Genomic DNA, 25368 nt, shown 5'->3' with positions numbered 1-25368 from the left:
CGACCCGTCACTGCTGTAGGTACCGTCAAGTAGACCGCCAACCCGGTACTTCGTGCGCCGGCCTCGCGCGCCACCGGCCGCGCGGGTCTCCCCGCTGCCCGCGGCGACGCGGTACCGTGGCGTCCCTTTCTTCTCCACAAGATCCTCGTGGCCGCCCTGGAGGTTCCGTGGTACAGGCGTACATCCTTATTCAGACCGAGGTGGGCAAGGCGTCGACGGTCGCCGAGACCATCTCCAAGATCCCGGGGGTGATCCAGGCCGAGGACGTCACGGGTCCGTACGACGTGATCGTGCGCGCCCAGGCCGACACGGTCGATGAGCTCGGCCGCATGGTGGTCGCCAAGGTCCAGCAAGTGGACGGGATCACGCGCACCCTGACCTGCCCGGTCGTACACCTGTAGCCCCCGTCTACCCTGAGCCGGTGACGTCTTCGCACCGGCTTCGCCGCCTGCCCGCCCTGCCCGCCACCGTCGCGGCCGCCGCTGTCCTGCTGGCGGCCGCGGGCTGTTCCCCGACGGACGCGCAGGCGACCGTCGCGGTTCCCAGCCCGCCGTCGGAGGAAGCCGCTCTCTGCGGCGCGCTGCACGAGCGGCTCCCGGAGACCGTCGCGGGACTGGACCGGAGTGATCCGGAGCCGGGTTCCGATCTGACCGCCGGGTGGGGGGACGGGGCGATCGTACTGCGCTGCGGTGTCCCCCGCCCCGCCAGGATGAGCGATCCCCATGCGGAGGGGGTCGAGGCGGGCGGCGTGAACTGGATGCTGGAGCAGCGCGAGGGCGACGGGCCGCGGTTCACCTCCACGTACCGCAAGACGTACGTGGAGGTGTCGATGGACAAGCGGTTCGCGCACGACGCCAGCCCGCTGGCCGCGCTGGCCGACGCCGTGAAGAAGACCGTCCCCCCGAGCCTGTAGCCCCACCGGCGCCACGAGCCCCCCGAGCCCACGGTCCCCGGCCTGTGGCCGTCGCCGGCCGCGCGGGCGGCCGGCGGGGCGTGACTAGCGCAGGCCGGTCGGGCGGCGCAGGGCGGCCTGGATGAGCCGGTCGACCAGCTCCGGGTAGCTGACGCCGCTCTCCTGCCACATGCGCGGGTACATGGAGATCGGCGTGAAGCCCGGCATCGTGTTGATCTCGTTGATGACGAACTCGCCCTCGTCGGTGAGGAAGAAGTCCGCGCGGACCAGGCCCTCGCAGGACGCCGCCTCGAACGCGGCGATGGCGAGCCGCTGCACCTCGGCGGTCTGCTCCGGGGTGATCGGGGCGGGGACGACACCGGAGGCCGAGTCGATGTACTTGGCCTCGAAGTCGTAGAAGTCGTGGTCGGTGACGGGCGGGATCCAGGCCGGCACGGACGCGCGCGGGCCGTCCTCGAACTCCAGCACGCCGCACTCGATCTCACGGCCGCTGAGCAGCGACTCGACGATGACCTTGGGGTCGTGGCTCCGGGCCTCCTCGATGGCGGCGTCCAGTCCGGAGGGGTCGTCGACCTTGGTGATGCCCATCGAGGAGCCGCCACGGGCGGGCTTCACGAAGAGCGGCCAGCCGTGCTCGGCGGCGAAGTCGGTGATCTTCTTCCGGGCGGCGGAAGGATCCTGCTCCCACTCGCGGGGGCGGATCACCTCGTACGGTCCGACGGGCAGGCCGAAGGAGACGAAGACCCGCTTCATGTACTCCTTGTCCTGGCCGACGGCCGAGGAGAGCACACCGGCGCCCACGTAGGGCACGCCAGCGAGCTCCAGGAGTCCCTGGATGGTGCCGTCCTCGCCGTACGGGCCGTGCAGCACCGGGAAGACGACGTCGACGTCGCCCAGGACCTTGGGGACCGAGCCGGGCTCGCTGTAGACGACCTCGCGGCTGCCGGGGTCGACGGACAGGACGACGCTGCCCTCGTCGGACTCGGCGAGGTCGGCGACGCTCGGCAGCGCGCGGTCGGCGATGGCCATCCGCTCCGGGTCGTCGGCGGTCAGCGCCCAGCGGCCGTCGGTGGTGATGCCGATGGGCAGCACGTCGTACGCGTCCCGGTCGATGGCGCGCAGGACGGCACCGGCCGTGACGACGGAGATGGCGTGCTCGGAGCTGCGGCCGCCGAAGACGACGGCCACGCGCGGCTTGCGCCCGGGGCTGGTGGGGAGGTTCTCGCTGCTCATATCGCGATGAGCGTACCTGCTCCCTCCGGTCGCGTCAGCGACCGAGTGGTCGCTTCTCCGGTGTCAGCGACGCTCGGGCTTGGCGGCCCGTGACATCAGCTCCTTGAGGGCCACCATCGGCGGCTTGCCCTCGTGGACGATGCCGACGACGGTCTCCGTGATGGGCATGTCGACGCCGTGGCGGCGCGCCAGATCCAGCACGGATTCACAGGACTTGACGCCTTCGGCGGTCTGCTTGGTGACCGCGATGGTCTCCTCCAGGGTCATGCCCTTGCCGAGGTTGAAGCCGAAGGTGTGGTTGCGGGAGAGCGGCGAGGAGCAGGTGGCGACCAGGTCGCCGAGGCCGGCGAGCCCGGAGAAGGTCAGCGGGTCGGCGCCCATCGCCAGTCCGAGGCGGGTGGTTTCGGCCAGGCCGCGCGTGATGAGCGAGCCCTTGGCGTTGTCGCCGAGGCCCATGCCGTCCGCGATGCCGACGGCCAGCCCGATGACGTTCTTCACGGCTCCGCCCAGCTCGCAGCCGATGACGTCGGTGTTGGTGTACGGGCGGAAGTACGGGGTGTGGCAGGCGGCCTGGAGCCGCTGGGCGACGGCCTCGTCCCGGCAGGCGACGACGGCCGCGGCGGGCATGCGGGCGACGATCTCCTTGGCGAGGTTGGGGCCGGTGACCACGGCGACGCGGTCCTCCGGTACCCCGGCGACCTCCTGGATGACCTCGCTCATCCGCTTGGCGGTGCCCAGTTCGATCCCCTTCATCAGGGAGACCAGGACCGTGCCGGGGGCCAGCTTCGGCGCCCACTCGGCGAGGTTGCCGCGCAGCGTCTGGGAGGGGATGGCCAGCACGGTGAAGTCGGCGTCGTGGGCGGCCTCGGCGGGGTCGGTGGTGGCGCGTACCGACGCGGGGAGTTCGGTGCCCGGGAAGTAGTCCGGGTTGGTGCGGGTGGTGTTGATCGCGTCGGCGACCTCCTGGCGGCGGCCCCAGAGGGTCACCTGGCAGCCCGCGTCGGCGAGCACCATGCCGAAGGCCGTTCCCCAGGATCCGGTGCCGAAGACGGCCGCCTTGACGGGGGCGTCGCCGGGGCGGCCCGCCGGGCCTGCCGTGTCCGGGCGTGTCACTTCGCTTCCTCCCCTGCGGCCTTGCGCCGCTGTTCCAGGCGGGCCCTGCGGTGGTCGTACGGCGTGGCTGGGGCCTTCTCGCCCCGGACCTCCTCCAGGAGGGAGGTGATCGCGGCCATGATGACCTCGGTCGCCTCGCGCAGCACCTCGGGGGTGGGTTCCTTGTCGTAGAACCGGCTGAGGTCGACGGGCGGACCGGCCTGCACGATGAGGGTCTTGCGCGGGAAGAGGCGGACCTTGTTCTCCTTGGCGTAGGGCGGCATCGCCAAGTTGGCGCCCCACTGGGCGACCGGGATGACCGGCACCTTGGTGAGCAGGGCGACGCGGGCGGCGCCGGTCTTGCCCGCCATGGGCCACATGTCGGGGTCGCGGGTGAGGGTGCCCTCGGGGTAGAAGGCGACGCATTCGCCCCGCTCGATGGCGGCGACAGCGGCGCGGAAGGCGTCCAGCGCGTTGGTCGTCTCGCGGTAGACGGGGATCTGTCCGGTGCCGCGCAGCATGGTCCCGACGAACGAGCCCTTGAACAGGGCGGCTTTCGCCAGGAACCGAGGAACTCGTCCGGTGTTGTACTGGAAGTGCGCGTACGACAGCGGGTCGAGGTACGAGTTGTGGTTGACGGCGGTGATGAATCCCCCGTCGGCCGGAATGTACTCCATTCCCCGCCAGTCCCGCTTGAACAGAACCACCAGTGGCGGTTTTGCGATGACCGCCGCAAGGCGGTACCAGAAGCCGATTCTGCGGCGGGACACTCGGACACCTTCCTCTGGGCGGGCCTGCCGGGGGTCAAGTGTCGCCCCAGGCCCCTGGTCTGTCGAGAACACCGTACGCCCCGCCTCGGACACCGGCGCTCCGGGTCGCGCCGGGGCCGCGCCACAATGAGCCCCGGCGGACACGGCCCGCCGAACCGCCGTCGTATGGAAGGAGTGCCCGCCACGAACACCGACCCGACCGGCTCCTGGTCCCTGGTCGTCCCGGTGAAGCCCCTTGTCCGGGCGAAGAGCAGGCTCGCCGGCGCCGCCGGCCCCCTGGTGCGGCCACGGCTGGCGCTGGCCTTCGCGCAGGACACCGTGGCGGCGGCGCTGGCCTGCCCGGCGGTGCGGGATGTGTCCGTCGTCACGGACGACCCGGTCGCGGCGCTCACGCTGGGAGCCCTGGGGGCGCGGATCGTGCCGGACGCCCCGGCCGCCGGCCTGAACGCCGCACTGGCCCACGGGGCCGAGGAGGTACGCCTCCGGCGGCCCGGCGCGCCCGTGGCCACCCTGAACGCCGATCTTCCCGCGCTGCGGCCGGGGGAACTGTCGCGGGTGCTGGCCGCCGCCTCCGAATTCCCCCGCGCTTTTCTCCCGGATGCCGCCGAAATCGGTACGACATTGCTGTCGGCGGGTCCCGGAGTGGAATTGCGCCCGGCTTTCGGCGGGGCGTCGCGGCGCCGGCATTTGTTGTCGGGCGCGGTGGAAATCCGGTTGGACGACGTCCGCTCCGTACGGCGGGACGTGGACACCGGGGACGATCTGCTGGCCGCCGTGGAGCTGGGCGTGGGGCCGCGCACGGCCGAGCGGTGGGCGGTGGACGTCGGCGCGGCGGACGGGGCGGCCGGATAAGCTGCCGTTCATGCAGGCGACCGCGTACACGTACGACCCCGAATCCCGCAGCGGGAGTGTGCTGCTCGACGACGGCACCCCGGTGGACTTCTCCGCGGCGGCCTTCGACGCGGGCGGCCTGCGGTTGCTGCGGCCGGGGCAGCGGGTCCGGATCGAGACGGAGGGGCAGGGCGAGTCCCTGCGCATCACGCTGGTGACGCTCCAGACGTTCTAGACCCCGCCCGACCCCCGCACACACACCGCGGGCCGGGCTCCCTTGCGGGGGAGTCCGGCCCGGCGTGTGAGGGGCCTGTAGGGCCTGCGCCGCTTACTAGCGCGCGCGTGCGGTGGTCTTCTTGGCGGTGGTCTTGCGCGCCGTCGTCTTCTTGGCCGGGGCCTTCTTCGCCGTGACCTTCTTCGCCGGCGCGGTCTTCTTGGCGGTGGTCTTCTTGGCCGCCGCGGTGGTGGCCTTCTTGGCCGGAGTGGCCTTCTTCGCGGTGGTCTTCTTGGCCGGAGTGGCCTTCTTGGCCGTGGTCTTCTTGGCGGCGGTGGTCTTCTTCGCCGGGGTCGCCTTCTTGGCGGCCGCCTTCTTCGCCGCTGCCGTGGTCTTCTTGGCGGCGGCCTTCTTGCCCACGGCCTTGGAGATGGTGGGCGGCGCGCCCGTGAGGCTGCCCTTGGGCGCCTTCTTGACGGCGACCTCGCCACCCTTGGGGAGCTTCTTCGAGCCGCTGACCAGGTCCTTGAAGCCCTGACCGGCACGGAAGCGCGGAACGGAGGTCTTCTTGACCCGCACGCGCTCCCCCGTCTGCGGGTTACGGGCGTACCGGGCCGGACGGTCGACCTTCTCGAACGAGCCGAAGCCGGTGACCGAGACCCGGTCACCGGCGACCACGGCACGGACGATCGCGTCGAGCACCGCGTCGACAGCATCGGCGGCCTGCTGGCGGCCACCCATCTTGTCGGCAATCGCTTCTACGAGCTGCGCCTTGTTCACGTCTTCCCCTTCGGAGACATTGCCGGAACGAAAGTGTTCAAGCTTTTTCGCACGTTAGGCAGATATATACCGCAAATCAAACACGAAACGGGCTAATCACCCTAGTGCCGCAACGAAGTCGGCCGCCGCGGAGTTCGAGTGTCAGTCCCCTTCAGGGAATCGGCCCTCGTCGAGGTCCTTCATCAACCGGTCCAGCCGCCTTGCCGCACCTGCGAGATCGTGCTTCGCCGCAGCCGTGATGGCCAACAGCTTCCGGGACAGCGTCATCCTTACGCCCTCCGGGACTTGCAGTTCGCGCACGCGGGTGTGCGCTTCTTTCAGTCGGGCTGCGACGGCCTGATAGAGCTCGAGTTGGCTGTCGCGTTCCATGCACCGATTGTGCCATCTGGGGCGAGTTGTCGCCTCCGTAGGGGGTAACTGGCCTGCTGCGGCGGCGTTTCGGGAGCCACGGACGCTCCCTCCGGCCGGCCCCCGCCGTACCGGTAAACGCCTTCCCCCGTACGGCAGTTGAAACCTCCCGGCACACCGCTCCCGGGCCGGCAGGAGGGCTTGGCGGGGCGGGCGAGCGGTGTCAGCCGGATGGCCCCTTGGGGGGCGGGCAAGGGCACTTTCGGCCATCGTCCCCACGGCTCTCTCGGCGGAGTTGAGCACCCGCATACGACGGTGCCCCCGGCCGTGGATCGGCCGGGGGCACCGGAGGGGTGACGCGGGGGGTCCGGGCGGGGCTCAGACCTGGAGGGTGCGCGGCTTGTACGAGGGGCGCTTGGCCTCGTACGCGGCGATGTCCGCCTCATTCTGGAGCGTGATGCTGATGTCGTCCAGGCCGTTCAGCAGGCGCCAGCGGGCGTTCTCGTCCAGTTCGAACGCGGCGGTGATGCCCTCGGCGCGCACCTCACGGGCCTGGAGGTCGACGGTGATCTCCGCCTGCGGGTCGGCCTCGGTCAGCTCCCACAGCGCGTCCACGGTCTTCTGGTCGAGGACCACGGTGAGCAGGCCGTTCTTCAGCGAGTTGCCCCGGAAGATGTCGGCGAAGCGGGAGGAGATGACGGCCTTGAAGCCGTAGTTCTGGAGCGCCCATACGGCGTGCTCGCGCGAGGAGCCGGTGCCGAAGTCGGGGCCGGCCACCAGGACCGTGGCGCCCTGCCGCTCCGGGCGGTTGAGGACGAACTCGGGGTCCTTGCGCCAGGCCTCGAACAGGCCGTCCTCGAAGCCGTCGCGGGTGACCTTCTTCAGCCAGTGCGCCGGGATGATCTGGTCGGTGTCGACATTGCTGCGGCGCAGCGGGACGGCCCGGCCGGTGTGGGTGGTGAAAGCTTCCATGGTTGCTCAGACTCCGGCGGTCGCGGGGGCTTCGGACAGGTCGGCGGGCGAGGCCAGGTGGCCCAGCACGGCGGTGGCGGCGGCGACCTGCGGCGACACCAGGTGGGTGCGGCCGCCCTTGCCCTGCCTGCCCTCGAAGTTGCGGTTGGAGGTGGACGCGGAACGCTCGCCGGGCGCGAGTTGGTCGGGGTTCATGCCCAGGCACATCGAGCAGCCCGCGTGCCGCCATTCGGCCCCGGCCTCCTTGAAGACCTTGTCCAGACCCTCCTCGACGGCCTGGAGGGCGACCCGGACCGAGCCGGGGACGACCAGCATCCGTACGCCGTCGGCGACTTTGCGGCCGTCCAGGATGGCGGCGGCGGAGCGCAGGTCCTCGATGCGGCCGTTGGTGCAGGAGCCTACGAAGACGGTGTCGACCTTGATGTCCCGCAGCGGCTGCCCGGCGGTCAAGCCCATGTACTTCAGGGCGTTTTCGGCGGCCAGGCGCTCCGAAGCGTCTTCGTACGAAGCCGGGTCGGGGACGGACGCCGAAAGCGGCGCTCCCTGGCCCGGGTTGGTGCCCCAGGTGACGAAGGGGGCCAGCTCGGAGGCGTCGATGACGACCTCGGCGTCGAAGACCGCGTCCTCGTCCGTCTTCAGGGTCTTCCAGTAGGCGACCGCCGCGTCCCAGTCCTCGCCCTCGGGTGCGTGGGCACGGCCCTTCAGGTAGGCGAAGGTGGTCTCGTCCGGGGCGATCATGCCCGCGCGGGCACCGGCCTCGATCGACATGTTGCAGATGGTCATGCGGGCCTCCATCGAGAGTTTCTCGATGGCCGGGCCGCGGTACTCCAGGACGTATCCCTGGCCGCCGCCGGTGCCGATCTTCGCGATGATCGCCAGGATCAGGTCCTTGGCGGTGACGTCCGCCGGCAGCTCGCCGTCGACCGTGATGGCCATGGTCTTGGGGCGGGCCATGGGCAGCGTCTGGGTGGCCAGGACGTGCTCGACCTGGGAGGTGCCGATGCCGAAGGCGAGCGCGCCGAAAGCGCCGTGCGTGGAGGTGTGCGAGTCGCCGCAGACCACGGTGGTGCCGGGCTGGGTCAGGCCGAGCTGCGGTCCCACGACGTGGACGACGCCCTGCTCGACGTCGCCCAGCGGGTGCAGGCGGACGCCGAACTCGGCGCAGTTCTTGCGCAGCGTTTCGAGCTGCGCCCGGGAGACGGGGTCGGCGATCGGCTTGTCGATGTCGAGGGTCGGGGTGTTGTGGTCCTCGGTCGCGATGGTGAGGTCGAGCCGCCGCACCTGCCGGCCGCTCTTGCGCAGGCCGTCGAAGGCCTGGGGGCTGGTCACCTCGTGCAGCAGGTGCAGATCGATGAAGAGCAGGTCGGGCTCGCCTTCGGCGCGCCGGACGACATGGTCGTCCCAGACCTTCTCCGCGAGAGTCCTACCCATCGCTTTCCCTCCGGCCGGCGTGGTGAGCCGGCTCCTCTAGAGATCAGTGGGCCCACGCCCGTAAACCCACGTTTCACGTGCTGGACGTCGACATCGAGACCCGTTGGTCGTCGGGTCGCACGTACAGGGTGGCAAGTTCCTGGAGAAATTGAACTTGCGTTTCACAGAGTGAGACGTGAATATCGTTGCATGGACAACTCTAGCGGCGTCGGCGTTCTCGACAAGGCAGCTCTGGTATTGAGCGCCCTGGAGTCCGGTCCGGCCACCCTCGCCGGGCTGGTCGCGGCGACAGGGCTCGCACGACCCACGGCACATCGCCTTGCCGTGGCACTGGAACACCACCGGATGGTGGCGAGGGACATGCAGGGCCGGTTCATCCTGGGCCCGCGGCTGGCGGAGCTCGCCGCCGCGGCCGGTGAGGACCGCCTGCTGGCCACGGCCGGACCGGTACTGACTCATCTGCGTGACGTGACCGGGGAGAGCGCGCAGCTCTACCGGCGCCAGGGCGACATGCGCATCTGCGTCGCCGCGGCGGAGCGGCTGTCCGGCCTGCGGGACACCGTGCCGGTCGGCTCCACGCTCACCATGAAGGCGGGCTCCTCCGCCCAGATCCTCATGGCCTGGGAGGAGCCGGAGCGGCTGCACCGGGGCCTCCAGGGCGCCCGCTTCACGGCGACGGCCCTGTCGGGCGTACGGCGCCGCGGCTGGGCCCAGTCGATCGGTGAGCGTGAGCCGGGCGTGGCGTCCGTCTCCGCGCCCGTACGGGGCCCGTCGAACCGCGTGGTGGCCGCCGTGTCGGTGTCGGGGCCGATCGAGCGCCTGACCCGCCACCCGGGCCGGATGCACGCCCAGGCCGTCATCGACGCGGCCGCCCGCCTGTCGGACGCGCTGCGGCGCGCCGGCTGACCCTCGTCCCTGCTGCCGACTCCCGGCTCACCGCTTCAACGCCGCAGCGGTGGGCCGGAGTTGTCTCTCTCCACTTTTCCCTGCCCGTGCACACGAAGAAGCCCTCCCCTGCTGGGGAGGGCTTCCTCTGTGGTACCCCCGACCGGATTCGAACCGGCGCTACCGCCTTGAGAGGGCGGCGTGCTAGGCCGCTACACAACGGGGGCAAGATCAAAAGAGATCCGCTGGCCTACCAGGACTCGAACCTAGACTAACTGAACCAGAATCAGTCGTGCTGCCAATTACACCATAGGCCACTGGTTTAGACCAGTTGGTACCCCCGACCGGATTCGAACCGGCGCTACCGCCTTGAGAGGGCGGCGTGCTAGGCCGCTACACAACGGGGGCCCTAGCGATCCTGCATCGAGATCATGGGTGCGACCCAGACGATCTCGCGGGAAGGATCTGTACCCCCGACCGGATTCGAACCGGCGCTACTGCCTTGAGAGGGCAGCGTGCTAGGCCGCTACACAACGGGGGCTTTGCGGATGAGATCCGCGATGCAGATAAGCTCTGCGAGCTGGCCTACCAGGACTCGAACCTAGACTAACTGAACCAGAATCAGTCGTGCTGCCAATTACACCATAGGCCACCAAAACGCAACCCCCGGTGGGGATTTTGTTCGGGTTACGCTTCCGGGTTCCGGCCTTTCGGCCCGCTCCCCTCGGCGCAGAAAGAACATTACCCGAAGGAGTCCGGGGCTCCAAAACGGGTATCGCCGCGCAGCAGGGCGGGGAGCTGGTCGAGGCCCGTGATCGTCGTGAGCTCGGGTCTCCCGCCGGTCCCCGTCCGGTCCAGCCAGATCCCGGTCAGCCCGGCCTCGACCGCGCCCCGGGCGTCGATGTCCGGGTGATCACCGACGTACGCCACCTCCGCCGGACGCAGCCGCAGGGCGTCGCAGGCGGCGTGGAAGGCGGCGGGGTCCGGCTTGGCGACGCCCAGCTCGGCGGCGCAGAGCAGGACCTCGAAGCGGTCGCGCACCCCGAGGACGCGCAGCTTGCGTTCCTGGTTGTGGACGGAGGAGTTCGACAGGGCGGCGTGCCGGTAGTCGGCCGCCAGCAGCTCCAGGACGGGCAGGGTGTCGGGGAACAGCTCCCAGGCGGCCTCGTAGTGCCTCATGTACCGCTGGAACCAGGCGTCCGCCTCCTCGTCCGTCAGCGCCTCCCCCAGGAAGTCCCTCACCCGGTCGCGCCGCTGCTCCTCGAACCCGACGCCGCCGGCCTCGAAACGCCGCCAGTGGAGGGTGGTGAGCTCCTTCCAGCGGGTGAGGGCCTGGTCGACGGATTCGTATCCGTTGACCAGGCCCTCGGCCCGCAGGTGGTGCAGCATGCCGGCGCGGTCGGCGCTCGCGTAGTCGAAGATCGTGTCGTCGATGTCCCACAGGACGGCGCGGATCGGCATGGGGCCGAGCCTACGCGGCGGCCGCCTTCGTCTCGTCCGGCACGACGAAGAAGTCGGTGACGAAGCGGGTGACGGCACCGGAGGCGTCGCGGCCGGCCCTGGTGGGGCGGGCACCGTCGCCCCAGCCGGACATGAAGGCGATCACCAGGCGGGCGGCCGCTGTGCGCCGGGGTGGGGTGGCGTACGGCGGCTCGGCGAGCGTGGCCACGGGACACCCGACCGGTTGGGGGTCACGGGCGACGATCCGGCCCGTGGGCGGGCCCCGACAACGCGTGAGGGGGCGGCCACCGGGTGTCCGGTGGCCGCCCCCTCTCGCGTACGGGTACGGCTTACGCGGCGAGCTTCGCCAGGGCGGCGTCGATGCGGGCCAGGGTGCGGTCCTTGCCGAGGATCTCCAGGGACTCGAACAGCGGGAGGCCCACCGTGCGGCCGGTGACGGCGACGCGGACCGGGGCCTGGGCCTTGCCGAGCTTGAGGCCGTGCTCCTCGCCGGCGGCGAGGACGGCGGCCTTCAGGGACTCGGGGCTGGTCCAGTCCGCGTCCGACAGCCTCTCGCGGGCCGTGCGCAGCAGGGCGTCGGAGCCCTCCTTCATGGCCTTCTGCCAGGACGCCTCGTCCTCGACCGGCTCCTTCAGGAACAGGAAGTCGACGTTGGCCGTGATGTCGGACAGGACGGTCAGGCGGGTCTGGGCGTGGGGGGCGATGGCCTCCCAGGCGGCCCGGTCGAAGTCCTCCGGCGCCCAGGGGGCGTGCGGGGCCTTCAGCCAGGGCTCGCAGGCCTCGGTGAACGCCTTCACGTCCAGCATGCGGATGTGGTCGGCGTTGATCGCCTCGGCCTTCTTCAGGTCGAAGCGGGCCGGGTTGGCGTTGACGTCCGCGATGTCGAACTTCGCGATCATCTCGGGGATCGTGAAGACGTCCTGGTCGGCGGAGAAGGACCAGCCGAGGAGCGACAGGTAGTTGAGCAGGCCCTCGGGGAGGAAGCCGCGCTCCCGGTACAGGTTCAGGGAGGACTGCGGGTCGCGCTTGGAGAGCTTCTTGTTGCCCTCGCCCATGACGTACGGCAGGTGGCCGAAGGCGGGAATGCCCTTGGCGATGCCGAGCTCGATGAGCGCCTTGTAGAGCGCGATCTGGCGCGGGGTGGAGGACAGCAGGTCCTCGCCGCGCAGCACGTGGGTGATCTCCATCAGCGCGTCGTCGACGGGGTTGACGAGCGTGTAGAGGGGGGCGCCGTTGGCGCGGACGATGCCGTAGTCCGGGACGTTGTCCGGGGTGAAGGTCAGCTCGCCGCGGATCAGGTCCGTGAAGGTGATCGGCTCGTCGGGCATCCGGAAGCGGACGATGGACTCGCGGCCCTCGGCCTCGTACGCGGCCTTCTGCTCGGCGGTCAGGTCGCGGCACGTGCCGTCGTACCCGGACGGCTTCCCGGCGGCGCGGGCGGCCTCGCGGCGCTCGTCGAGCTCGGTGGCGGTGCAGTAGCAGCGGTACGCGTAGCCGCCGGCGAGCAGCTTTTCGGCGACGTCCTGGTAGATGTCCATGCGCTGCGACTGGCGGTACGGGGCGTGGGGGCCGCCGACCTCGGGGCCCTCGTCCCAGTCGAGGCCGAGCCAGCGCAGCGAGTCGAGGAGCTGCTGGTAGGACTCCTCCGAGTCGCGGGCCGCGTCGGTGTCCTCGATGCGGAAGACCATGGTGCCCTGGTTGTGCCGGGCGAAGGCCCAGTTGAACAGGGCGGTGCGGACCAGGCCCACGTGGGGGTTGCCGGTCGGCGAGGGACAGAAACGTACGCGGACGTCTGCGTTAGCCACGCTTGATCACCTTGTTGGTGAGAGTGCCGATGCCTTCGATGGTGACGGCGACCTCGTCGCCGACGTTGAGCGGTCCGACTCCGGCCGGGGTGCCCGTGAGGATGACGTCGCCCGGGAGCAGCGTCATGGCCTCGGTGATGTGGACGACGAGGTCCTCGATGGAGCGGATCATGTCGCTCGTACGACCCAACTGGCGCTGTTCTCCGTTGACGGTGCACTGGATCGTGACGTCGGCGGGGTCGAGGTCGGTCTCCACCCAGGGGCCCAGGGGGCAGGAGGTGTCGAAGCCCTTGGCGCGGGCCCACTGCTTCTCGCGCTGCTGGGCGTCGCGGGCGGTGACGTCGTTGGCGCAGGTGTAGCCGAAGATGACGTCCTTGACGCGCTCGCGCGGGACCTCGCGGCACATGCGGCCGATGACGACGGCGAGCTCGGCCTCGTGGTGCAGCTCGTTGGAGAAGGAGGGGTACACGATGGCGTCGCCGGAGCCGATCACCGAGGTGGTGGGCTTGAAGAAGGCGACGGGGACGTCCGGGACCTCGTTGCCGAGCTCCGCGGCGTGCTCCGCGTAGTTGCGGCCGATGGCCACGACCTTGTTGGGCAGGACGGGCGGCAGCAGCCGGACCTTGCTCAGCGGGACCTTGGTCCCGCTGAGTTCGAAGTCGGCGTACGGAATACCCTTGATGATGTCGAGGACGAGACCTTCGGGGTCTTCGCCCTCGACCGCGCCGAAGGCGACATTGCCGTCGATGGAGAATCTGGCGATGCGCACGGGATGCCGTGCCCCTTACTTCCGCTGGCTGGAGTCTGACGCTCCAGGCTAACGCGGGAGGCGCATGCCACCTGCCGTTATTACCGTGCGGCCGGGACCGGAGCGTCCATCAGGGTCGTGCGGCGGGGGTTGGCGGTGCTGGCGGGGAGGTCCACCGAGTGGTCCGGCCGCGCGCCCTGGTCGAGCTCACCGGCGTCGGCCAGGTGCATCAGGGTGGTGCGGCGGGGGTTGGCGATGCTGCGCATGGTCATCGTCGTCTTCATCGGTGGTTTCAGACCTCGGTGTGCGGGCGCCGCCTGGGCGCCTGGTTGGCAGTTGCTCCGTCTTTGTAAAGCGTCAGGCTAAACATGGGATTCCCCGCAATTGACGGTAGATGGCAACGATCCATATGTGAGTTTGCTCACGCAGCCGGGGATGATTCCGACATAGCGGGCGGGCGCCGGGGGTGGGGTAAACGGACATTGCGTACCTGAACGCAGCATTCCGCTGCTGATCATCGCGACTGGGACACCCCCCTCCCCCATGGGGCCCACCAGCGACTCGTACGCGAACGCCCGATTTCTCCCTGATCGACTTCTACGCCGGGTGACCCGGTCCTCACGGCATGTGACACCCGTTCGGGTGCCGGTCGTCGGCCTTGTTGGAGATCCGGCACTGTGCTGGAATTCCACGCACCGCCGCGGGTTCCGGACCGGCGCGCTGGGGCGCAACACAGCGCCGAGCGGCGGTGAGGAAGGGGGGTCTGCGCCGGTCACTCACGACCACCACTGGAGCGCGCTCGCGCTCCACGACGCCGACACCGTCCTGTCCGTTCGCGCGGGGGGACGCCTGGTCCAGAGGTTGCGACGCTAGTGCAGGGACGTTTCAAGAGGGATGGCAACGGGTCTCCCCAGGCCCGGCAGGGCCGAGGGGAAGCTGCGGCGGAGCAGGAGCCGCGCGGCGGGACCGACCGCGGCTCCTCGGCCCAGCACACCCAGAACCACGGACCGGCCGCCGCCGGGGACAGTGGCGACCGTGCGGGACGTTCGGGAGCCGGGCAGGGCGCAGACGCCAAGGGCAAGGCCGGCAAGTCCGGCAAGGCCTCGGCGGCGAAGGCCGCGAAGGGCTCGGCCACGCCGAAGAGTCCCACCGACGCCGGTTCACGAATAGCCCTGCGCAACTGGCGCATCAGCACGCGACTGGTCTCGCTGCTCGCCCTCCCCGTGGTCGCCGCGACCACCCTGGGCGGCATTCGTATCAACGAATCCATGAACGACATGGAGCAGTTGGACCACATGCAGCTCCTGACCAAGCTCACCCAGGAGGCGACCGACCTCGCCCAGGCCCTCCAGCAGGAGCGCGACCTGACGGCCGGTCCGCTCTCCAACGGCGTCGCGCCGACGGAGTTCAAGGTCACCGAGCCGCGCAAGGAAGCGGACCGGGCGCAGAAGGCATTCCTCGACGCCACCGCCGCCATCGGCGACCCGCAGGGCGACGACGCCCTCCAGAGCATCCACTCCAACGTGACCCAGATCGCCAGCCAGGTCGTGACCCTCGGCTCGATCCGCGAGGGCGCGTACAAGGACGGCTCCCAGGACTTCCAGACGGTGGAGCGCTACAACCGTCTGATCAACTCGCTGCTCAGCCTCTCCCAGGACATGGCCCAGGCGACCAGCAACCCGGAGATGATCAAGCGGACCCGCGCGCTGGCCGCGTTCTCGTCCGCCAAGGAGTACGCCTCCATCCAGCGCGCGATCATCGCGGCCGCCCTGCCGACGACCAACCAGTCGAAGGGCAAGCTCGACCCGAACGACCGTGAGTACGGCGCCGCCGCCCAGGACAACGAGCGGCAGGCCCTCGAGTCGTTCACAAGGATCTACACCTCCGCGGGCGGTGACCCGACCGAGCTCCTGGCGCCCCTCGGCCCGAACAACCCCTCCATCGCCAAGGCGGACGAGTACGCCGACCACGTGCTCCGCAGCGACGAGGGCATGAAGCAGCAGGAGCCGCGCGGTTACCTCGACTGGACCGACGCCTACGACTCCAAGATGACGGCCATGAAGACCATCGAGGCCGACCTGCTCGGTCAGATGGACAGCACGGCCCGTGAGCTGCGCCGCGAGGAGCAGCGCGACGCGATCATCAACGGTGCGCTGATCCTCCTCGTGCTCGGCGTCTCGCTGGTCGGCGCCTTCGTGGTGGCCCGGTCCATGATCCGGTCGCTGCGGCGGCTCCAGGACACGGCCACCAAGGTCGCCCAGGAGCGGCTGCCCGAGCTGGTCAAGCAGCTCTCCGAGGCCGACCCGCAGGACGTGGACACGTCCGTGGAGTCGGTCGGTGTGCACTCCCGGGACGAGATCGGCCAGGTGGCCGCGGCCTTCGACGACGTGCACCGCGAGGCGGTCCGCCTCGCCGCCGAGCAGGCCCTGCTGCGGGGCAACGTCAACGCGATGTTCACCAACCTCTCGCGCCGTTCGCAGGGTCTCATCCAGCGCCAGCTCTCGCTGATCTCCGAGCTGGAGTCCCGCGAGGCCGACCCGGACCAGCTCTCCTCGCTGTTCAAGCTGGACCACCTCGCCACGCGTATGCGCCGTAACGGTGAGAACCTGCTGGTCCTCGCGGGTGAGGAGCCGGGGCGCCGGTGGACCCGGCCCGTCCCGCTGGTCGACGTGCTCCGTGCCGCCGCCTCCGAGGTGGAGCAGTACGAGCGCATCGAGCTCGCCGCCGTACCGGCGACCGAGGTCGCGGGCCGCGTCGTCAACGACCTCGTGCACCTGCTCGCCGAGCTGCTGGAGAACGCGACGTCGTTCTCCTCCCCCCAGACCAAGGTCCGGGTCACCGGTCACGCGCTGCCCGACGGCCGTGTGCTGGTCGAGATCCACGACACCGGTATCGGCCTGTCCCCCGAGGACCTCGCCGCGATCAACGAGCGGCTCGCCTCGCCGCCCACCGTGGACGTGTCGGTGTCCCGGCGCATGGGTCTGTTCGTGGTCGGCCGCCTGTCGCTGCGGCACGGCATCCGCATCCAGCTCCGTCCCTCCGACTCGGGCGGTACGACCGCGCTGGTCATGCTCCCGGTGGACGTCGCCCAGGGCGGCAAGAAGCTTCCCGGCAAGCCCGGTCAGGGCGGCCAGGGCGGTCAGGGCTCCATCCCGCAGGGCCCGGCGGGCTCTGCCGGCCGGCTGACCGGCGGCCCGGGTGCGGCCGGTGGCGGCCGCCCGGGTCTGACCGGCGGTCCGGGTGGCCCCGGCGGTGCGCCCACGGCCCGGCAGGGTCTCGGCGCCGGTTCGGGTGCCGCCGCGGGTGCGGGCGCCGGCGGTGCCCGTGGCCAGGTCGGTGCGGGCTCCGGGCCCCGGGCCGCGCTGCCCGGCCGGGACGACGCGGCCGGGCGACCGGGCGGGCTCCAGGGCGGCCCCGGCCAGGGCGGCATGGGTCAGGGCGGACCCGGCCAGGGCGCCGGCATGGGCCAGGGCGCCGGCATCGGCCAGGGCGGTCAGCCCGGGCGCCAGGGCCGGCCGGGCCAGGCGGGCCCGGCGGGTCAGCCGCAGCAGCCCCAGCAGCAGCCGCAGGACCCGCAGCGTCAGGGCGCCGGTGTGGCGGGCGCCTTCGGCGGCGCCGGCGGCGGCCGGGGTGCCGGCGACAACGGCATCCCGACGCGCTCGGACGTCTGGCAGAACGGCCCCGCCGATCAGGGTGCCCGCGCCGGTCAGCAGCTCCCTCCCGCCGGCGGGCCGCGCGCCGAACTTCCCGGCGCCGCCCCGCAGCAGCCCGGGCAGCAGCAGGCCCAGCAGCCGCAGCAGCCCCAGCAGCAGGCCCAGCACTCCCAGCAGCAGCGCCCGCAGCGCCCCCAGACCACGAGCTGGGGCGCCGACGTGCCGCGCGGCCACGACGAGCCGGAGACCACCGGGCAGTACGCCCGCCAGGACCCCGCCTCCACGGCCCAGTTCGCCCGCCCCGACTACGACGCCGGGCGCCCGGAGACCGAGGCGCTGCCGGCCGCACCCGGCGCCGGGGACGGCCGTACGCCGCTGTACGACACGCTGGAGACCAACTGGTTCCACCAGAACGGTCAGGCCCAGCAGCAGCCGCAGCAGGGCCGCCCCCAGCGCGGCTCCGGCGGCGGTCAGTACCCCGCCCACGACCAGACCATGCCGACCCCGGCCGTACCGCAGCCCGCGCAGCCGGCCCGGCCGTCGCAGCAGCGACCCGCACCGTCGCTGCCGCCGCGCCGCGACGCCCAGGGCGCCGGTCAGGGTTCCGACGCGGCCACGTCGTGGCGCACCTCCCCCAATGACGAGCTGGTGCGCCAGGCCGAGCGGGTCCGCAAGCCCGCCGCGGGCGGCGTCACCACCTCCGGCCTCCCCCGCCGGGTCCCGCGTGCCAACCTGGTGCCGGGGACCGCGCAGGAGTCCACCCACCAGTCCGGTCCGCAGGTCTCGCGTGCGCCTGATGACGTACGCGGCCGCCTGACCAACCTCCGCCGGGGCATCCAGCAGGGGCGCCAGGCGGGCAGCTCCACCACGGGCAGTTTCCATACCGGCCCCACTCACCAGCAGGAGCGTTAGTTGAGACCGATGAGCCAGGCGGCCCAGAACCTGAATTGGTTGATCACCAACTTCGTGGACAACACCCCCGGGGTGTCCCACACAGTGGTGGTCTCCGCCGACGGACTCCTGCTGGCCATGTCAGAAGGCTTCCCCCGCGACCGCGCCGACCAGCTCGCGGCCGTGGCGTCCGGGCTGACCTCGCTGACCGCGGGGGCGTCCCGGATCTTCGAGGGCGGCGCCGTCGCCCAGACCGTGGTGGAGATGGAGCGCGGTTTCCTCTTCCTGATGTCCATCTCGGACGGTTCCTCGCTGGCCGTGCTCGCGCACCCGGACGCGGACATCGGCCTCGTCGGGTACGAGATGGCGCTGCTCGTGGACCGCGCGGGCAGCGTCCTCACCCCGGACCTGCGCGCGGAACTCCAGGGAAGCCTGCTCCACTGAGGCGGTACGCCCCAGTCCGTACCGTCCCCCCTCATGCCTTGTTCATCGTCGGCCGCCCCCTCCGGCCCCCCACCGGCCCAGTCAGACGACAGGCAGACCACCTGCTGTCACTGGAGGATCAATGACCCCGCCCCCCGCCTCTCACGATCCGTACGGTGTCCCCATGGACACCGGGTACGGGCATGAAGGCGATCAGCCGCTGGTCCGGCCGTACGCCATGACCGGCGGCCGGACGAGGCCGCGCTACCAGCTCGCCATCGAGGCGCTGGTCAGCACCACGGCCGACCCGGCCCACCTGGGAAGCCTGCTTCCCGAGCACCAGCGGATCTGCCACCTGTGCCGTGAGGTGAAGTCGGTGGCGGAGGTGTCGGCGCTGCTGTCGATGCCGCTGGGCGTCGCCCGGATCCTCGTCGCCGACCTGGCGGAGGCGGGCATGGTGGCGATCCACCAGCCGGGCAATGGAGAGGCCGGCGGAACGCCGGATGTGACACTGCTCGAAAGGGTGCTCAGTGGACTTCGCAAGCTCTAGCGGCGGTGGGGGAGGCGGTCGTTCGACCACCTCCGCGAAGATCGTGGTGGCGGGCGGATTCGGCGTGGGCAAGACCACGTTCGTCGGCGCCGTCTCGGAGATCAACCCGCTGCGTACCGAGGCCGTCATGACGTCCGCGTCCGCGGGCATCGACGACCTCACCCACACCGGTGGCAAGACGACCACCACGGTCGCCATGGACTTCGGCCGTATCACCCTGGACCAGGACCTGATCCTGTACCTCTTCGGTACGCCCGGACAGGACCGCTTCTGGTTCATGTGGGACGACCTGGTCCGCGGCGCCATCGGCGCGGTGGTTCTCGTCGACACGAGAAGGCTGGCGGACTGCTTCCCGGCGGTCGACTACTTCGAGAACAGCGGCCTGCCCTTCGTCGTGGCCCTCAACGGTTTCGAGGGGCATCAGCCGTACACGCCGGACGAGGTCCGCGAGGCGCTCCAGATCGGCCCGGACACCCCGATCATCACTACGGACGCCCGCCACCGCGCCGACGCCAAGAGCGCCCTCATCACGCTCGTGGAACACGCCCTGATGGCCCGCCTCAAGTAGACGTGGTCATACGGCAGTTGTCGTAGGGACGAACAAGGGCCTGGTGTGTCCTTTGACACGGTCGGCCCCGGTGTTCATAACGTTTCGACAGAGAATTGCGGGGCCTCGGACACGAGACGCATCCGTATGGTGCCGCTGTGCGCACATGAGCCCCGCCTTTTGGCGGGGCTCGCTCTTTATGCCCGTTTTATCTGAGGTCTGAACCACTGGTCATGACCCGATCGGGGGGTTTGGAACGCGGCCGCTTTACATGCTGCAATGCGACGAACTCCCGAGTAGTACGGCCCTGAACAGAAAAACGGCACAACCTAGGTGCCGGCGCCGAGAGGTTGTTGGTCGAGTGAGGCGAAGCACGAAAAGCGCCGCAGAGCAGCAGGCGCGGGGCAACTTCACCCCGCCCGCACGCACAGCGGTGCCGCCTGCCGATACGCCCGGAACGCCACCGGCCGCCTCCGGCGGCAGCGGTGGCGCTGGCAGCTCCAGCAAGCTGTCCCCGCGCAACTGGCGCGTGGCGACGCGCCTGAACGCCATCCTCCTCGTTCCCGTGCTCGTCGGGCTCGTCATGGGCGGCTTCCAGGTCAAGACGTCGATCGAGACCTGGGACGAGGCCCAGGACGCCGAGAAGACGGCGCTCATCGTGCGCGCCGCCTCCGAGTACGGCCAGGCGCTGCTCAACGAGCGTGACCTCACCGCCGTACCCCTGCTGACCGGCAAGGGGCGCGACGACCAGGACGTCGTCAAGGCGCACGAGGCCACGGAGGCCGCGAAGCAGAAGTTCGACGCGGCCGTCCAGGACATGCCGTCGGGGCAGGGCCTGGAGCGCCGGCTGGAGCTCTTCCGCGCCGAGGAGCCCAACCTCGAGAAGCTGCGCGAGGGCGCCTATTCCAAGGCCCTGGACCCGGTGCAGACCGAAGAGGGCTACGTCAAGGTCCAGCACTACCTGATGGAGTTCTCCAACGAGCTGGGGCTCGGCACCGGCAACGTCACCTCCTACGGCCGTATGGTCTACGCCATTCAGCTCGCCCAGGCGGCCGGGTCGCTCCAGCGCTCGATCGGCACGCACATGCTGGTCCGGCCGAGCAAGAACGACGCCACCTTCGCCGCGCAGAGCAGGGCGTTCAACTCGTACAACTACCTGGAGCAGATCGCCCTCGGCGAGTACAACTCCGGCGGTACCGAGGAGGACGTGGCCAAGCTCAAGGCGGTCATGAAGCGCCGGGCGCTGGAGGGCGACGAGCGGCTCAAGGCCGCGGGCATCACCCTGCCGAAGGACGAGAACGGCTCGGTCCTCGCGCCGATGGCGCAGGAGATCGGCAACGCCGAGGACGCGGACGCGATCAAGGAACTCGAGGCCAAGGGCATCGCCACGAGGACCTGGATGGCCGCATCCACGTCCAAGTTCGACGGTTACGGCGAGGTGAGCACGGATCTTGTGAACAAGGCCGTGGACGAGGCCGCCGAGATCTCCAGCGACGCCAAGACCGACGCCATCGTCAACGGCGCCATCGTCGTGGTCGCCCTGCTGGCCGCGTTCATCCTGGCCGGGATGATGGCCCGCCAGATGAGCACCTCGATGAGCCGGCTGCGCAGCGCCGCCTTCGGCATCGCCGAGCAGCGCCTGCCGATGCTGGTCGACCAGCTCTCCCGCACCGACCCGGGCCGGGTCGACACCCGGGTGCAGCCCATCCCGATCGACTCGCAGGACGAGATCGGCGAGGTCGCACGCGCCTTCGACCAGGTGCACCGCGAGGCCGTCCGGCTCGCCGCCGAGCAGGCCCTGCTGCGGGGCAACGTCAACGCGATCTTCACCAACCTGTCGCAGCGCAACCAGTCGCTGATCGAGGGCCAGTTGACCCTGATCACCGAGCTGGAGAACAACGAGGCCGACCCGGACCAGCTCGAGAACCTCTTCCGGCTGGACCACCTCGCGACCCGTATGCGCCGCAACGGCGAGAACCTCCTCATCCTCGCGGGCGAGGAGCCCGGCCGCCGCTGGAACCAGCCGGTCCCGCTGGTGGACGTGCTGCGCGCCGCCTCCTCCGAGGTGGAGCAGTACGAGCGCATCGAGCTCACCGGCGTACCGGAGTCGGAGATCCACGGCCAGGCCGTGACCGACCTCGTGCACCTGCTGGCCGAGCTGCTGGAGAACGCCACGACGTTCTCCTCGCCGCAGACCAAGGTCCGTGTCACCGCGACCCGTCTCCCGGACGGCCGCGTGATGATCGAGATCCACGACAAGGGCATCGGCCTGACGGCCGAGGACTTCGCCGACATCAACCACAAGCTGGCCAACCCGCCGACCGTGGACGCCGCGATCTCGCAGCGCATGGGCCTGTTCGTGGTCGGCCGCCTCGCCGACCGGCACGGCATCCGCGTCCAGCTCCGCCCCTCGGGCGAGCAGGCCGGTACGACGTCGCTGGTCATGCTGCCGGACGCGATCACCCATGGTGGTGGTGGCGACCCGGCCATGGAGTCCGACTTCACCGTCTCCCAGATCATTCCGGAGCAGAAGGCCTTCGAGGCGGCCCCGCTGCGTACGGCCGCGGAGCTCGGCTTCGACGACTCCCGGTACGAGCAGCCGTCGGGTGACGGCGCCACGCTGGACCCGGTGGGCCGCTCCCGGATGCGCGAGGAGCGCCGCGCCGCACTGGGCGCGCAGCTCCACGGCGCCTCCGAGGCCGAACGGCCCATGTTCCGCGACGAGGTGGCCCAGGAGCAGCAGGCCCCCGCGTACGAGCAGCAGGGCGGCCAGGAGCAGTACGGGTACGAGCAGCAGCGGTACGAGCAGCAGGACGCGTACGCCCAGGACGGCTACGAGGGCTACGAGCAGCAGCACCAGCAGCACCAGCAGCAGCCCGCGTACGACCAGTACGGCGGCGGCGACTACGCGTCGGGCGAGTACGCTGAACCGTCCTATGCGGAATCCGGTTTTCCGGCTCAGGAGACCCAGCAGCCGCAGTACGACAACCAGTTCGACCCCCAGCCCCACCAGGGCGAGTGGGCCGATCAGGGCGCGTACGAGGGCGGTTACGCCTCCGGGTACGGAGCGGAATCGGAATCTGCGCAGGGCGCTCCCGCGAACGGCCGGGAACGCGTAGGCTTCTCCTCGGGCCCCACCCCGAGCGCCGGTCACGAGCTGACCGACGCCGGCCTGCCGCGCCGCGGCAGCCAGCAGAAGGCTCCGGCCCCGCAGCAGCAGGTTCCTCAGGCGGAGCAGACGCAGCCGGTCCAGCGGGTCTCGCAGAGCAGCAGTGAGGACAGCGGTTCCGAGGGCTGGCGCTCGACCAATGACGAGCGCTGGCAGCGGGCCGAGAAGCTCCGCGAGCCCAAGGCCGGCGGGGTCACCCCGTCCGGGCTCCCGCGGCGCGTTCCCAAGGCCAACCTGGTCGAGGGGACGGCGGAGCAGACCCCGCAGGGCGGCCCACAGGTCTCCCGTGCCCCGGAGGACGTGCGTGGCAGGTTGAGCAACCTGCGGCGCGGTGTCCAGCAGGGACGCAACGCGGGAACGGACACGAACGGATCGGGCCTCGGCCCGGGTAGTACCTACAACCAGGAGCGTTAGTGTGAGCCCGATGAGCCAGGCGGCGCAGAATCTCAACTGGTTGATCACCAACTTCGTGGACAACACCCCCGGGGTGTCCCACACGGTGGTGGTCTCCGCCGACGGACTCCTGCTGGCGATGTCCGAGGGTTTCCCCCGTGACCGTGCCGACCAGCTCGCGGCGGTGGCGTCGGGACTGACGTCGCTGACGGCTGGGGCGTCCCGGATCTTCGAGGGCGGCGCGGTCAACCAGACGGTGGTGGAGATGGAGCGCGGCTTCCTCTTCATCATGTCGATCTCGGACGGCTCCTCGCTGGCCGTCCTCGCCCACCCGGACGCCGACATCGGTCTGGTCGGCTACGAGATGGCCCTTCTGGTGGACCGCGCGGGCAGCGTCCTCACCCCGGACCTCCGCGCCGAACTCCAGGGAAGTCTTCTCAACTAGCAGACAGACCGTGCGTTTCTCGCCACCGCACCATAGGGTGCGGTGGCGCGGCTCCACAGGGACATGGAACCGGTGAACGGCAGTCGGAGGAGGAAAAGTGGCAACACCCCCAGGCGGACACCACCCATACGACGGTGCGCACCAGTCGCAGGGTGAGAACGCCCAGAACCGCTTCAACTTCCCTTCCGCACCGAGCGGTCAGGGCGGCATGCAGCAGCCGCAGCCCTACCAGCAGCCGCAGCCGGGTCCCAGTTACGTCCAGCCGCAGGCGCCGCGCATCCAGCCGGTGCAGCAGCGGCGGCGTCCGGAGCCGTCGCCCACGTCGGGCAACAACACCCATAATCCGCTGGTCCGTCCGTACGCCATGACCGGCGGCCGGACGAGGCCCCGGTACCAGCTCGCCATCGAGGCGCTGGTGTCCACCACGGCCGATCCGTCGCGGCTGCAAGGGCAGTTGCCCGAGCACCAGCGGATCTGCCGGCTGTGCTTCGAGATCAAGTCGGTCGCCGAGATCTCGGCACTCCTCTCCATCCCCCTCGGCGTTGCCCGGATCCTCGTCGCCGACCTGGCGGAGGCCGGACTTGTCGCCATCCACCAGCCCGGCGGCGACGAGTCCGCCGGCGGCCAGCCAGACGTGACACTGCTCGAAAGGGTGCTCAGTGGACTTCGCAAGCTCTAGCGGCGGTGCAGCCCGCTCAACCACCAGCGCGAAGATCGTGGTGGCGGGCGGATTCGGCGTGGGCAAGACCACGTTCGTCGGCGCTGTCTCGGAGATCAACCCGCTGCGTACCGAGGCCGTCATGACGTCTGCGTCCGCGGGCATCGACGACCTCACCCACACCGGCGACAAGACGACCACCACGGTCGCCATGGACTTCGGCCGAATCACCCTGGACCAGGACCTGATCCTGTACCTCTTCGGTACGCCCGGACAGGACCGCTTCTGGTTCATGTGGGACGACCTGGTACGCGGCGCCATCGGCGCGGTCGTCCTGGTGGACACCCGCCGTCTCGCCGACTGCTTCCCGGCCGTCGACTACTTCGAGAACAGCGGCCTGCCGTTCGTGATCGCGCTGAACGGCTTCGACGGCCACCAGCCGTACACGCCGGACGAGGTCCGCGAGGCCCTCCAGATCGGCCCGGACACCCCGATCATCACCACCGACGCCCGCCACCGCGCCGACGCCAAGAGCGCCCTCATCACGCTCGTGGAACACGCCCTGATGGCCCGCCTCCGGTAGGTCCCATGACGCACGAGGGCCCGCACACCTGACGGTGTGCGGGCCTTTGTCGTAGCGGGGGTTTCCTGTGGGGGCTCCCCCCCCACGCCCCGGCTCGCGGCAGCTTCGCGCCGCGGGCCGCCGGTGGCCGGGCGGTGTGACCTCGTCGGCCGGCGGCGGGACGCGAGGGGGCCCGGGGCCCCGGCGCCGGGCGAGCGCGGGCGCGGCCGGCGGCGGGACGCGAAAGGGCCCCGCACCGGAGTGGTGCGGGGCCCTTCGGGACCGTGAGGTCAGCCCTGCCAGGAGTGGGGGGCGCGGAAGCCGGGCTGGCGCTCCAGGCGGCGCCAGCCGGCCGTGGAGCGGACGCGGCGGGCCGGGGTGGCCGCCGGGCGGGCGGAGGCGCGGGCGAGGAGCACCGCGGTGATGGCCGCCAGCTCCTCGGGGTCGGCGTGGCCCTTTTCGACGCGGAGCAGGTTGGTGTCGGTCACGTGGGGCTCCTGTTACTGGGGCGGGTTGCCGTGCTTGCGGGACGGCAGGTCGGCGTGCTTCGTGCGGAGCATCGCGAGTGAGGCGATGAGCACGGAGCGGGTCTCG

Annotated in this window: 25 protein-coding genes, 5 tRNA genes and 1 pseudogene; 13 read left to right on the top strand and 18 right to left on the bottom strand. The window is 70.6% G+C overall.

Translation table 11 applies throughout. From position 1 onward, the window contains the following. Positions 1–167 precede the first annotated feature (167 nt). On the top strand, positions 168–401 hold the full coding sequence (locus AB0J57_RS31055; RefSeq protein ID WP_028802415.1) for an Lrp/AsnC ligand binding domain-containing protein: 234 nt from the start codon (positions 168–170) through the stop codon (positions 399–401). Positions 402–421: 20 nt separating this feature from the next. Then, positions 422–913, top strand: a complete 492-nt coding sequence (locus tag AB0J57_RS31050) for a DUF3515 domain-containing protein (RefSeq protein ID WP_366131694.1) — start codon at positions 422–424, stop codon at positions 911–913. An 84-nt stretch (positions 914–997) separates the two neighbouring features. Here AB0J57_RS31050 and AB0J57_RS31045 read toward each other — a convergent pair whose 3' ends face one another. From AB0J57_RS31045 to AB0J57_RS31035, 3 genes are all read right to left on the bottom strand, one after another. Continuing rightward, positions 998–2146 carry a D-alanine--D-alanine ligase family protein gene (locus AB0J57_RS31045; RefSeq protein ID WP_366131693.1) on the bottom strand — a complete coding sequence of 383 codons (1149 nt, stop codon included), beginning with the start codon at positions 2144–2146 and terminating at the stop codon, positions 998–1000. Between the two features lie 63 nt (positions 2147–2209). Beyond that, the gene (locus AB0J57_RS31040; RefSeq protein WP_366131692.1) at positions 2210–3259 is read right to left on the bottom strand and encodes an NAD(P)H-dependent glycerol-3-phosphate dehydrogenase; all 1050 of its coding nucleotides are present in this window, start codon (positions 3257–3259) and stop codon (positions 2210–2212) included. Then, complete coding sequence (locus AB0J57_RS31035) at positions 3256–4008, bottom strand: lysophospholipid acyltransferase family protein (protein ID WP_366131691.1); 753 nt, start codon at positions 4006–4008, stop codon at positions 3256–3258. Before AB0J57_RS31035 ends, AB0J57_RS31040 begins: the two co-directional genes overlap by 4 nt. Positions 4009–4173: 165 nt before the next feature. On the opposite strand from AB0J57_RS31035, the gene cofC reads away from it, so the two are divergent. Then, complete coding sequence (gene cofC, locus AB0J57_RS31030) at positions 4174–4860, top strand: 2-phospho-L-lactate guanylyltransferase (protein WP_366131690.1); 687 nt, start codon at positions 4174–4176, stop codon at positions 4858–4860. Between the two features lie 10 nt (positions 4861–4870). Continuing rightward, a complete protein-coding gene (locus AB0J57_RS31025; protein ID WP_366131688.1) occupies positions 4871–5074 on the top strand; it encodes a hypothetical protein in 204 nt (67 codons plus the stop codon). 96 nt (positions 5075–5170) lie between these two features. Here AB0J57_RS31025 and AB0J57_RS31020 read toward each other — a convergent pair whose 3' ends face one another. The 4 genes from AB0J57_RS31020 to leuC form a co-directional block, all read right to left on the bottom strand. Then, positions 5171–5833 carry an HU family DNA-binding protein gene (locus AB0J57_RS31020; protein WP_366131687.1) on the bottom strand — a complete coding sequence of 221 codons (663 nt, stop codon included), beginning with the start codon at positions 5831–5833 and terminating at the stop codon, positions 5171–5173. 141 nt (positions 5834–5974) lie between these two features. Further along, the gene (locus AB0J57_RS31015) at positions 5975–6202 is read right to left on the bottom strand and encodes a hypothetical protein (protein WP_366131686.1); all 228 of its coding nucleotides are present in this window, start codon (positions 6200–6202) and stop codon (positions 5975–5977) included. Between the two features lie 357 nt (positions 6203–6559). Beyond that, the gene (gene leuD, locus AB0J57_RS31010) at positions 6560–7153 is read right to left on the bottom strand and encodes a 3-isopropylmalate dehydratase small subunit (protein WP_366131685.1); all 594 of its coding nucleotides are present in this window, start codon (positions 7151–7153) and stop codon (positions 6560–6562) included. 6 nt (positions 7154–7159) lie between these two features. Beyond that, a complete protein-coding gene (gene leuC, locus AB0J57_RS31005; RefSeq protein WP_366131684.1) occupies positions 7160–8584 on the bottom strand; it encodes a 3-isopropylmalate dehydratase large subunit in 1425 nt (474 codons plus the stop codon). Positions 8585–8773: 189 nt separating this feature from the next. Here leuC and ndgR point away from each other — a divergent pair, with 189 nt between their 5' ends. Then, the gene (ndgR, locus tag AB0J57_RS31000; protein WP_366131683.1) at positions 8774–9490 is read left to right on the top strand and encodes an IclR family transcriptional regulator NdgR; all 717 of its coding nucleotides are present in this window, start codon (positions 8774–8776) and stop codon (positions 9488–9490) included. 130 nt (positions 9491–9620) lie between these two features. Here the strand turns inward: ndgR and AB0J57_RS30995 are convergent. The 10 genes and pseudogenes from AB0J57_RS30995 to AB0J57_RS30950 form a co-directional block, all read right to left on the bottom strand. Then, positions 9621–9696 (bottom strand) — tRNA-Glu (locus AB0J57_RS30995). An 18-nt stretch (positions 9697–9714) separates the two neighbouring features. Continuing rightward, positions 9715–9786 (bottom strand) — tRNA-Gln (locus AB0J57_RS30990). Positions 9787–9801: 15 nt separating this feature from the next. After that, positions 9802–9877, bottom strand: a tRNA-Glu gene (locus AB0J57_RS30985). A 60-nt stretch (positions 9878–9937) separates the two neighbouring features. After that, a tRNA-Glu gene (locus tag AB0J57_RS30980) sits at positions 9938–10010 on the bottom strand. A 39-nt stretch (positions 10011–10049) separates the two neighbouring features. After that, positions 10050–10121, bottom strand: a tRNA-Gln gene (locus AB0J57_RS30975). 89 nt (positions 10122–10210) lie between these two features. Continuing rightward, on the bottom strand, positions 10211–10930 hold the full coding sequence (locus tag AB0J57_RS30970) for an HAD family hydrolase (protein ID WP_366131682.1): 720 nt from the start codon (positions 10928–10930) through the stop codon (positions 10211–10213). Between the two features lie 10 nt (positions 10931–10940). Continuing rightward, positions 10941–11075, bottom strand: a pseudogene (locus AB0J57_RS30965) (DUF4241 domain-containing protein); the annotation flags it as partial. A gap of 184 nt (positions 11076–11259) precedes the next feature. Continuing rightward, on the bottom strand, positions 11260–12735 hold the full coding sequence (gltX, locus tag AB0J57_RS30960) for a glutamate--tRNA ligase (protein ID WP_366131681.1): 1476 nt from the start codon (positions 12733–12735) through the stop codon (positions 11260–11262). Continuing rightward, complete coding sequence (locus AB0J57_RS30955) at positions 12728–13504, bottom strand: fumarylacetoacetate hydrolase family protein (RefSeq protein WP_366131680.1); 777 nt, start codon at positions 13502–13504, stop codon at positions 12728–12730. Before AB0J57_RS30955 ends, gltX begins: the two co-directional genes overlap by 8 nt. A gap of 80 nt (positions 13505–13584) precedes the next feature. Then, entirely contained in the window at positions 13585–13767 is a 183-nt protein-coding gene (locus tag AB0J57_RS30950; protein WP_366131678.1) for a hypothetical protein, read from the bottom strand. A 588-nt stretch (positions 13768–14355) separates the two neighbouring features. Here AB0J57_RS30950 and AB0J57_RS30945 point away from each other — a divergent pair. From AB0J57_RS30945 to AB0J57_RS30910, 8 genes are all read left to right on the top strand, one after another. Next, positions 14356–18048, top strand: a complete 3693-nt coding sequence (locus tag AB0J57_RS30945) for a nitrate- and nitrite sensing domain-containing protein (protein WP_366131677.1) — start codon at positions 14356–14358, stop codon at positions 18046–18048. Beyond that, entirely contained in the window at positions 18049–18471 is a 423-nt protein-coding gene (locus tag AB0J57_RS30940) for a roadblock/LC7 domain-containing protein (protein ID WP_338015572.1), read from the top strand. A gap of 121 nt (positions 18472–18592) precedes the next feature. Then, positions 18593–19000 (top strand): DUF742 domain-containing protein, encoded by a 408-nt coding sequence (locus AB0J57_RS30935; protein WP_366131676.1) that lies wholly within the window; start codon positions 18593–18595, stop codon positions 18998–19000. Beyond that, positions 18981–19568, top strand: a complete 588-nt coding sequence (locus tag AB0J57_RS30930; RefSeq protein ID WP_366131675.1) for an ATP/GTP-binding protein — start codon at positions 18981–18983, stop codon at positions 19566–19568. The genes AB0J57_RS30935 and AB0J57_RS30930 overlap by 20 nt, the downstream gene beginning before the upstream one ends. A gap of 340 nt (positions 19569–19908) precedes the next feature. After that, positions 19909–23130 carry a nitrate- and nitrite sensing domain-containing protein gene (locus AB0J57_RS30925; protein ID WP_366131674.1) on the top strand — a complete coding sequence of 1074 codons (3222 nt, stop codon included), beginning with the start codon at positions 19909–19911 and terminating at the stop codon, positions 23128–23130. Between the two features lie 10 nt (positions 23131–23140). After that, positions 23141–23554: a roadblock/LC7 domain-containing protein gene (locus AB0J57_RS30920; protein ID WP_006127847.1), complete on the top strand. Its 414-nt coding sequence runs from the start codon at positions 23141–23143 to the stop codon at positions 23552–23554. 97 nt (positions 23555–23651) lie between these two features. Beyond that, positions 23652–24233 carry a DUF742 domain-containing protein gene (locus AB0J57_RS30915; protein ID WP_366131673.1) on the top strand — a complete coding sequence of 194 codons (582 nt, stop codon included), beginning with the start codon at positions 23652–23654 and terminating at the stop codon, positions 24231–24233. Then, a complete protein-coding gene (locus AB0J57_RS30910) occupies positions 24214–24795 on the top strand; it encodes an ATP/GTP-binding protein (protein ID WP_069978110.1) in 582 nt (193 codons plus the stop codon). Before AB0J57_RS30915 ends, AB0J57_RS30910 begins: the two co-directional genes overlap by 20 nt. Positions 24796–25064: 269 nt before the next feature. Here the strand turns inward: AB0J57_RS30910 and AB0J57_RS30905 are convergent, their stop codons facing one another. Then, positions 25065–25262: an acyl-CoA carboxylase subunit epsilon gene (locus AB0J57_RS30905; RefSeq protein WP_366131672.1), complete on the bottom strand. Its 198-nt coding sequence runs from the start codon at positions 25260–25262 to the stop codon at positions 25065–25067. Positions 25263–25368 lie beyond the last annotated feature (106 nt).

Origin of the sequence: Streptomyces sp. NPDC049837, assembly GCF_040674455.1 — a bacterium.
Classification (GTDB): Bacteria; Actinomycetota; Actinomycetes; order Streptomycetales; family Streptomycetaceae; genus Streptomyces.
The sequence above is the reverse complement of the archived record's forward strand: the minus strand, read 5'-3'. Positions and strand labels throughout refer to the sequence as shown.

Excerpts from the sequence above, each read along its gene's own strand:
- AB0J57_RS31045 (WP_366131693.1), bottom strand. The coding sequence starts at position 2,146 with ATGAGCAGCGAGAACCTCCCCACCAGCCCCGGGCGCAAGCCGCGCGTG.
- cofC (WP_366131690.1), top strand. The coding sequence starts at position 4,174 with ATGGAAGGAGTGCCCGCCACGAACACCGACCCGACCGGCTCCTGGTCC.
- AB0J57_RS31025 (WP_366131688.1), top strand. The coding sequence starts at position 4,871 with ATGCAGGCGACCGCGTACACGTACGACCCCGAATCCCGCAGCGGGAGT.
- AB0J57_RS31015 (WP_366131686.1), bottom strand. The coding sequence starts at position 6,202 with ATGGAACGCGACAGCCAACTCGAGCTCTATCAGGCCGTCGCAGCCCGA.
- leuD (WP_366131685.1), bottom strand. The coding sequence starts at position 7,153 with ATGGAAGCTTTCACCACCCACACCGGCCGGGCCGTCCCGCTGCGCCGC.
- leuC (WP_366131684.1), bottom strand. The coding sequence starts at position 8,584 with ATGGGTAGGACTCTCGCGGAGAAGGTCTGGGACGACCATGTCGTCCGG.
- ndgR (WP_366131683.1), top strand. The coding sequence starts at position 8,774 with ATGGACAACTCTAGCGGCGTCGGCGTTCTCGACAAGGCAGCTCTGGTA.
- AB0J57_RS30970 (WP_366131682.1), bottom strand. The coding sequence starts at position 10,930 with ATGCCGATCCGCGCCGTCCTGTGGGACATCGACGACACGATCTTCGAC.
- AB0J57_RS30950 (WP_366131678.1), bottom strand. The coding sequence starts at position 13,767 with ATGAAGACGACGATGACCATGCGCAGCATCGCCAACCCCCGCCGCACC.
- AB0J57_RS30935 (WP_366131676.1), top strand. The coding sequence starts at position 18,593 with ATGACCCCGCCCCCCGCCTCTCACGATCCGTACGGTGTCCCCATGGAC.
- AB0J57_RS30920 (WP_006127847.1), top strand. The coding sequence starts at position 23,141 with ATGAGCCAGGCGGCGCAGAATCTCAACTGGTTGATCACCAACTTCGTG.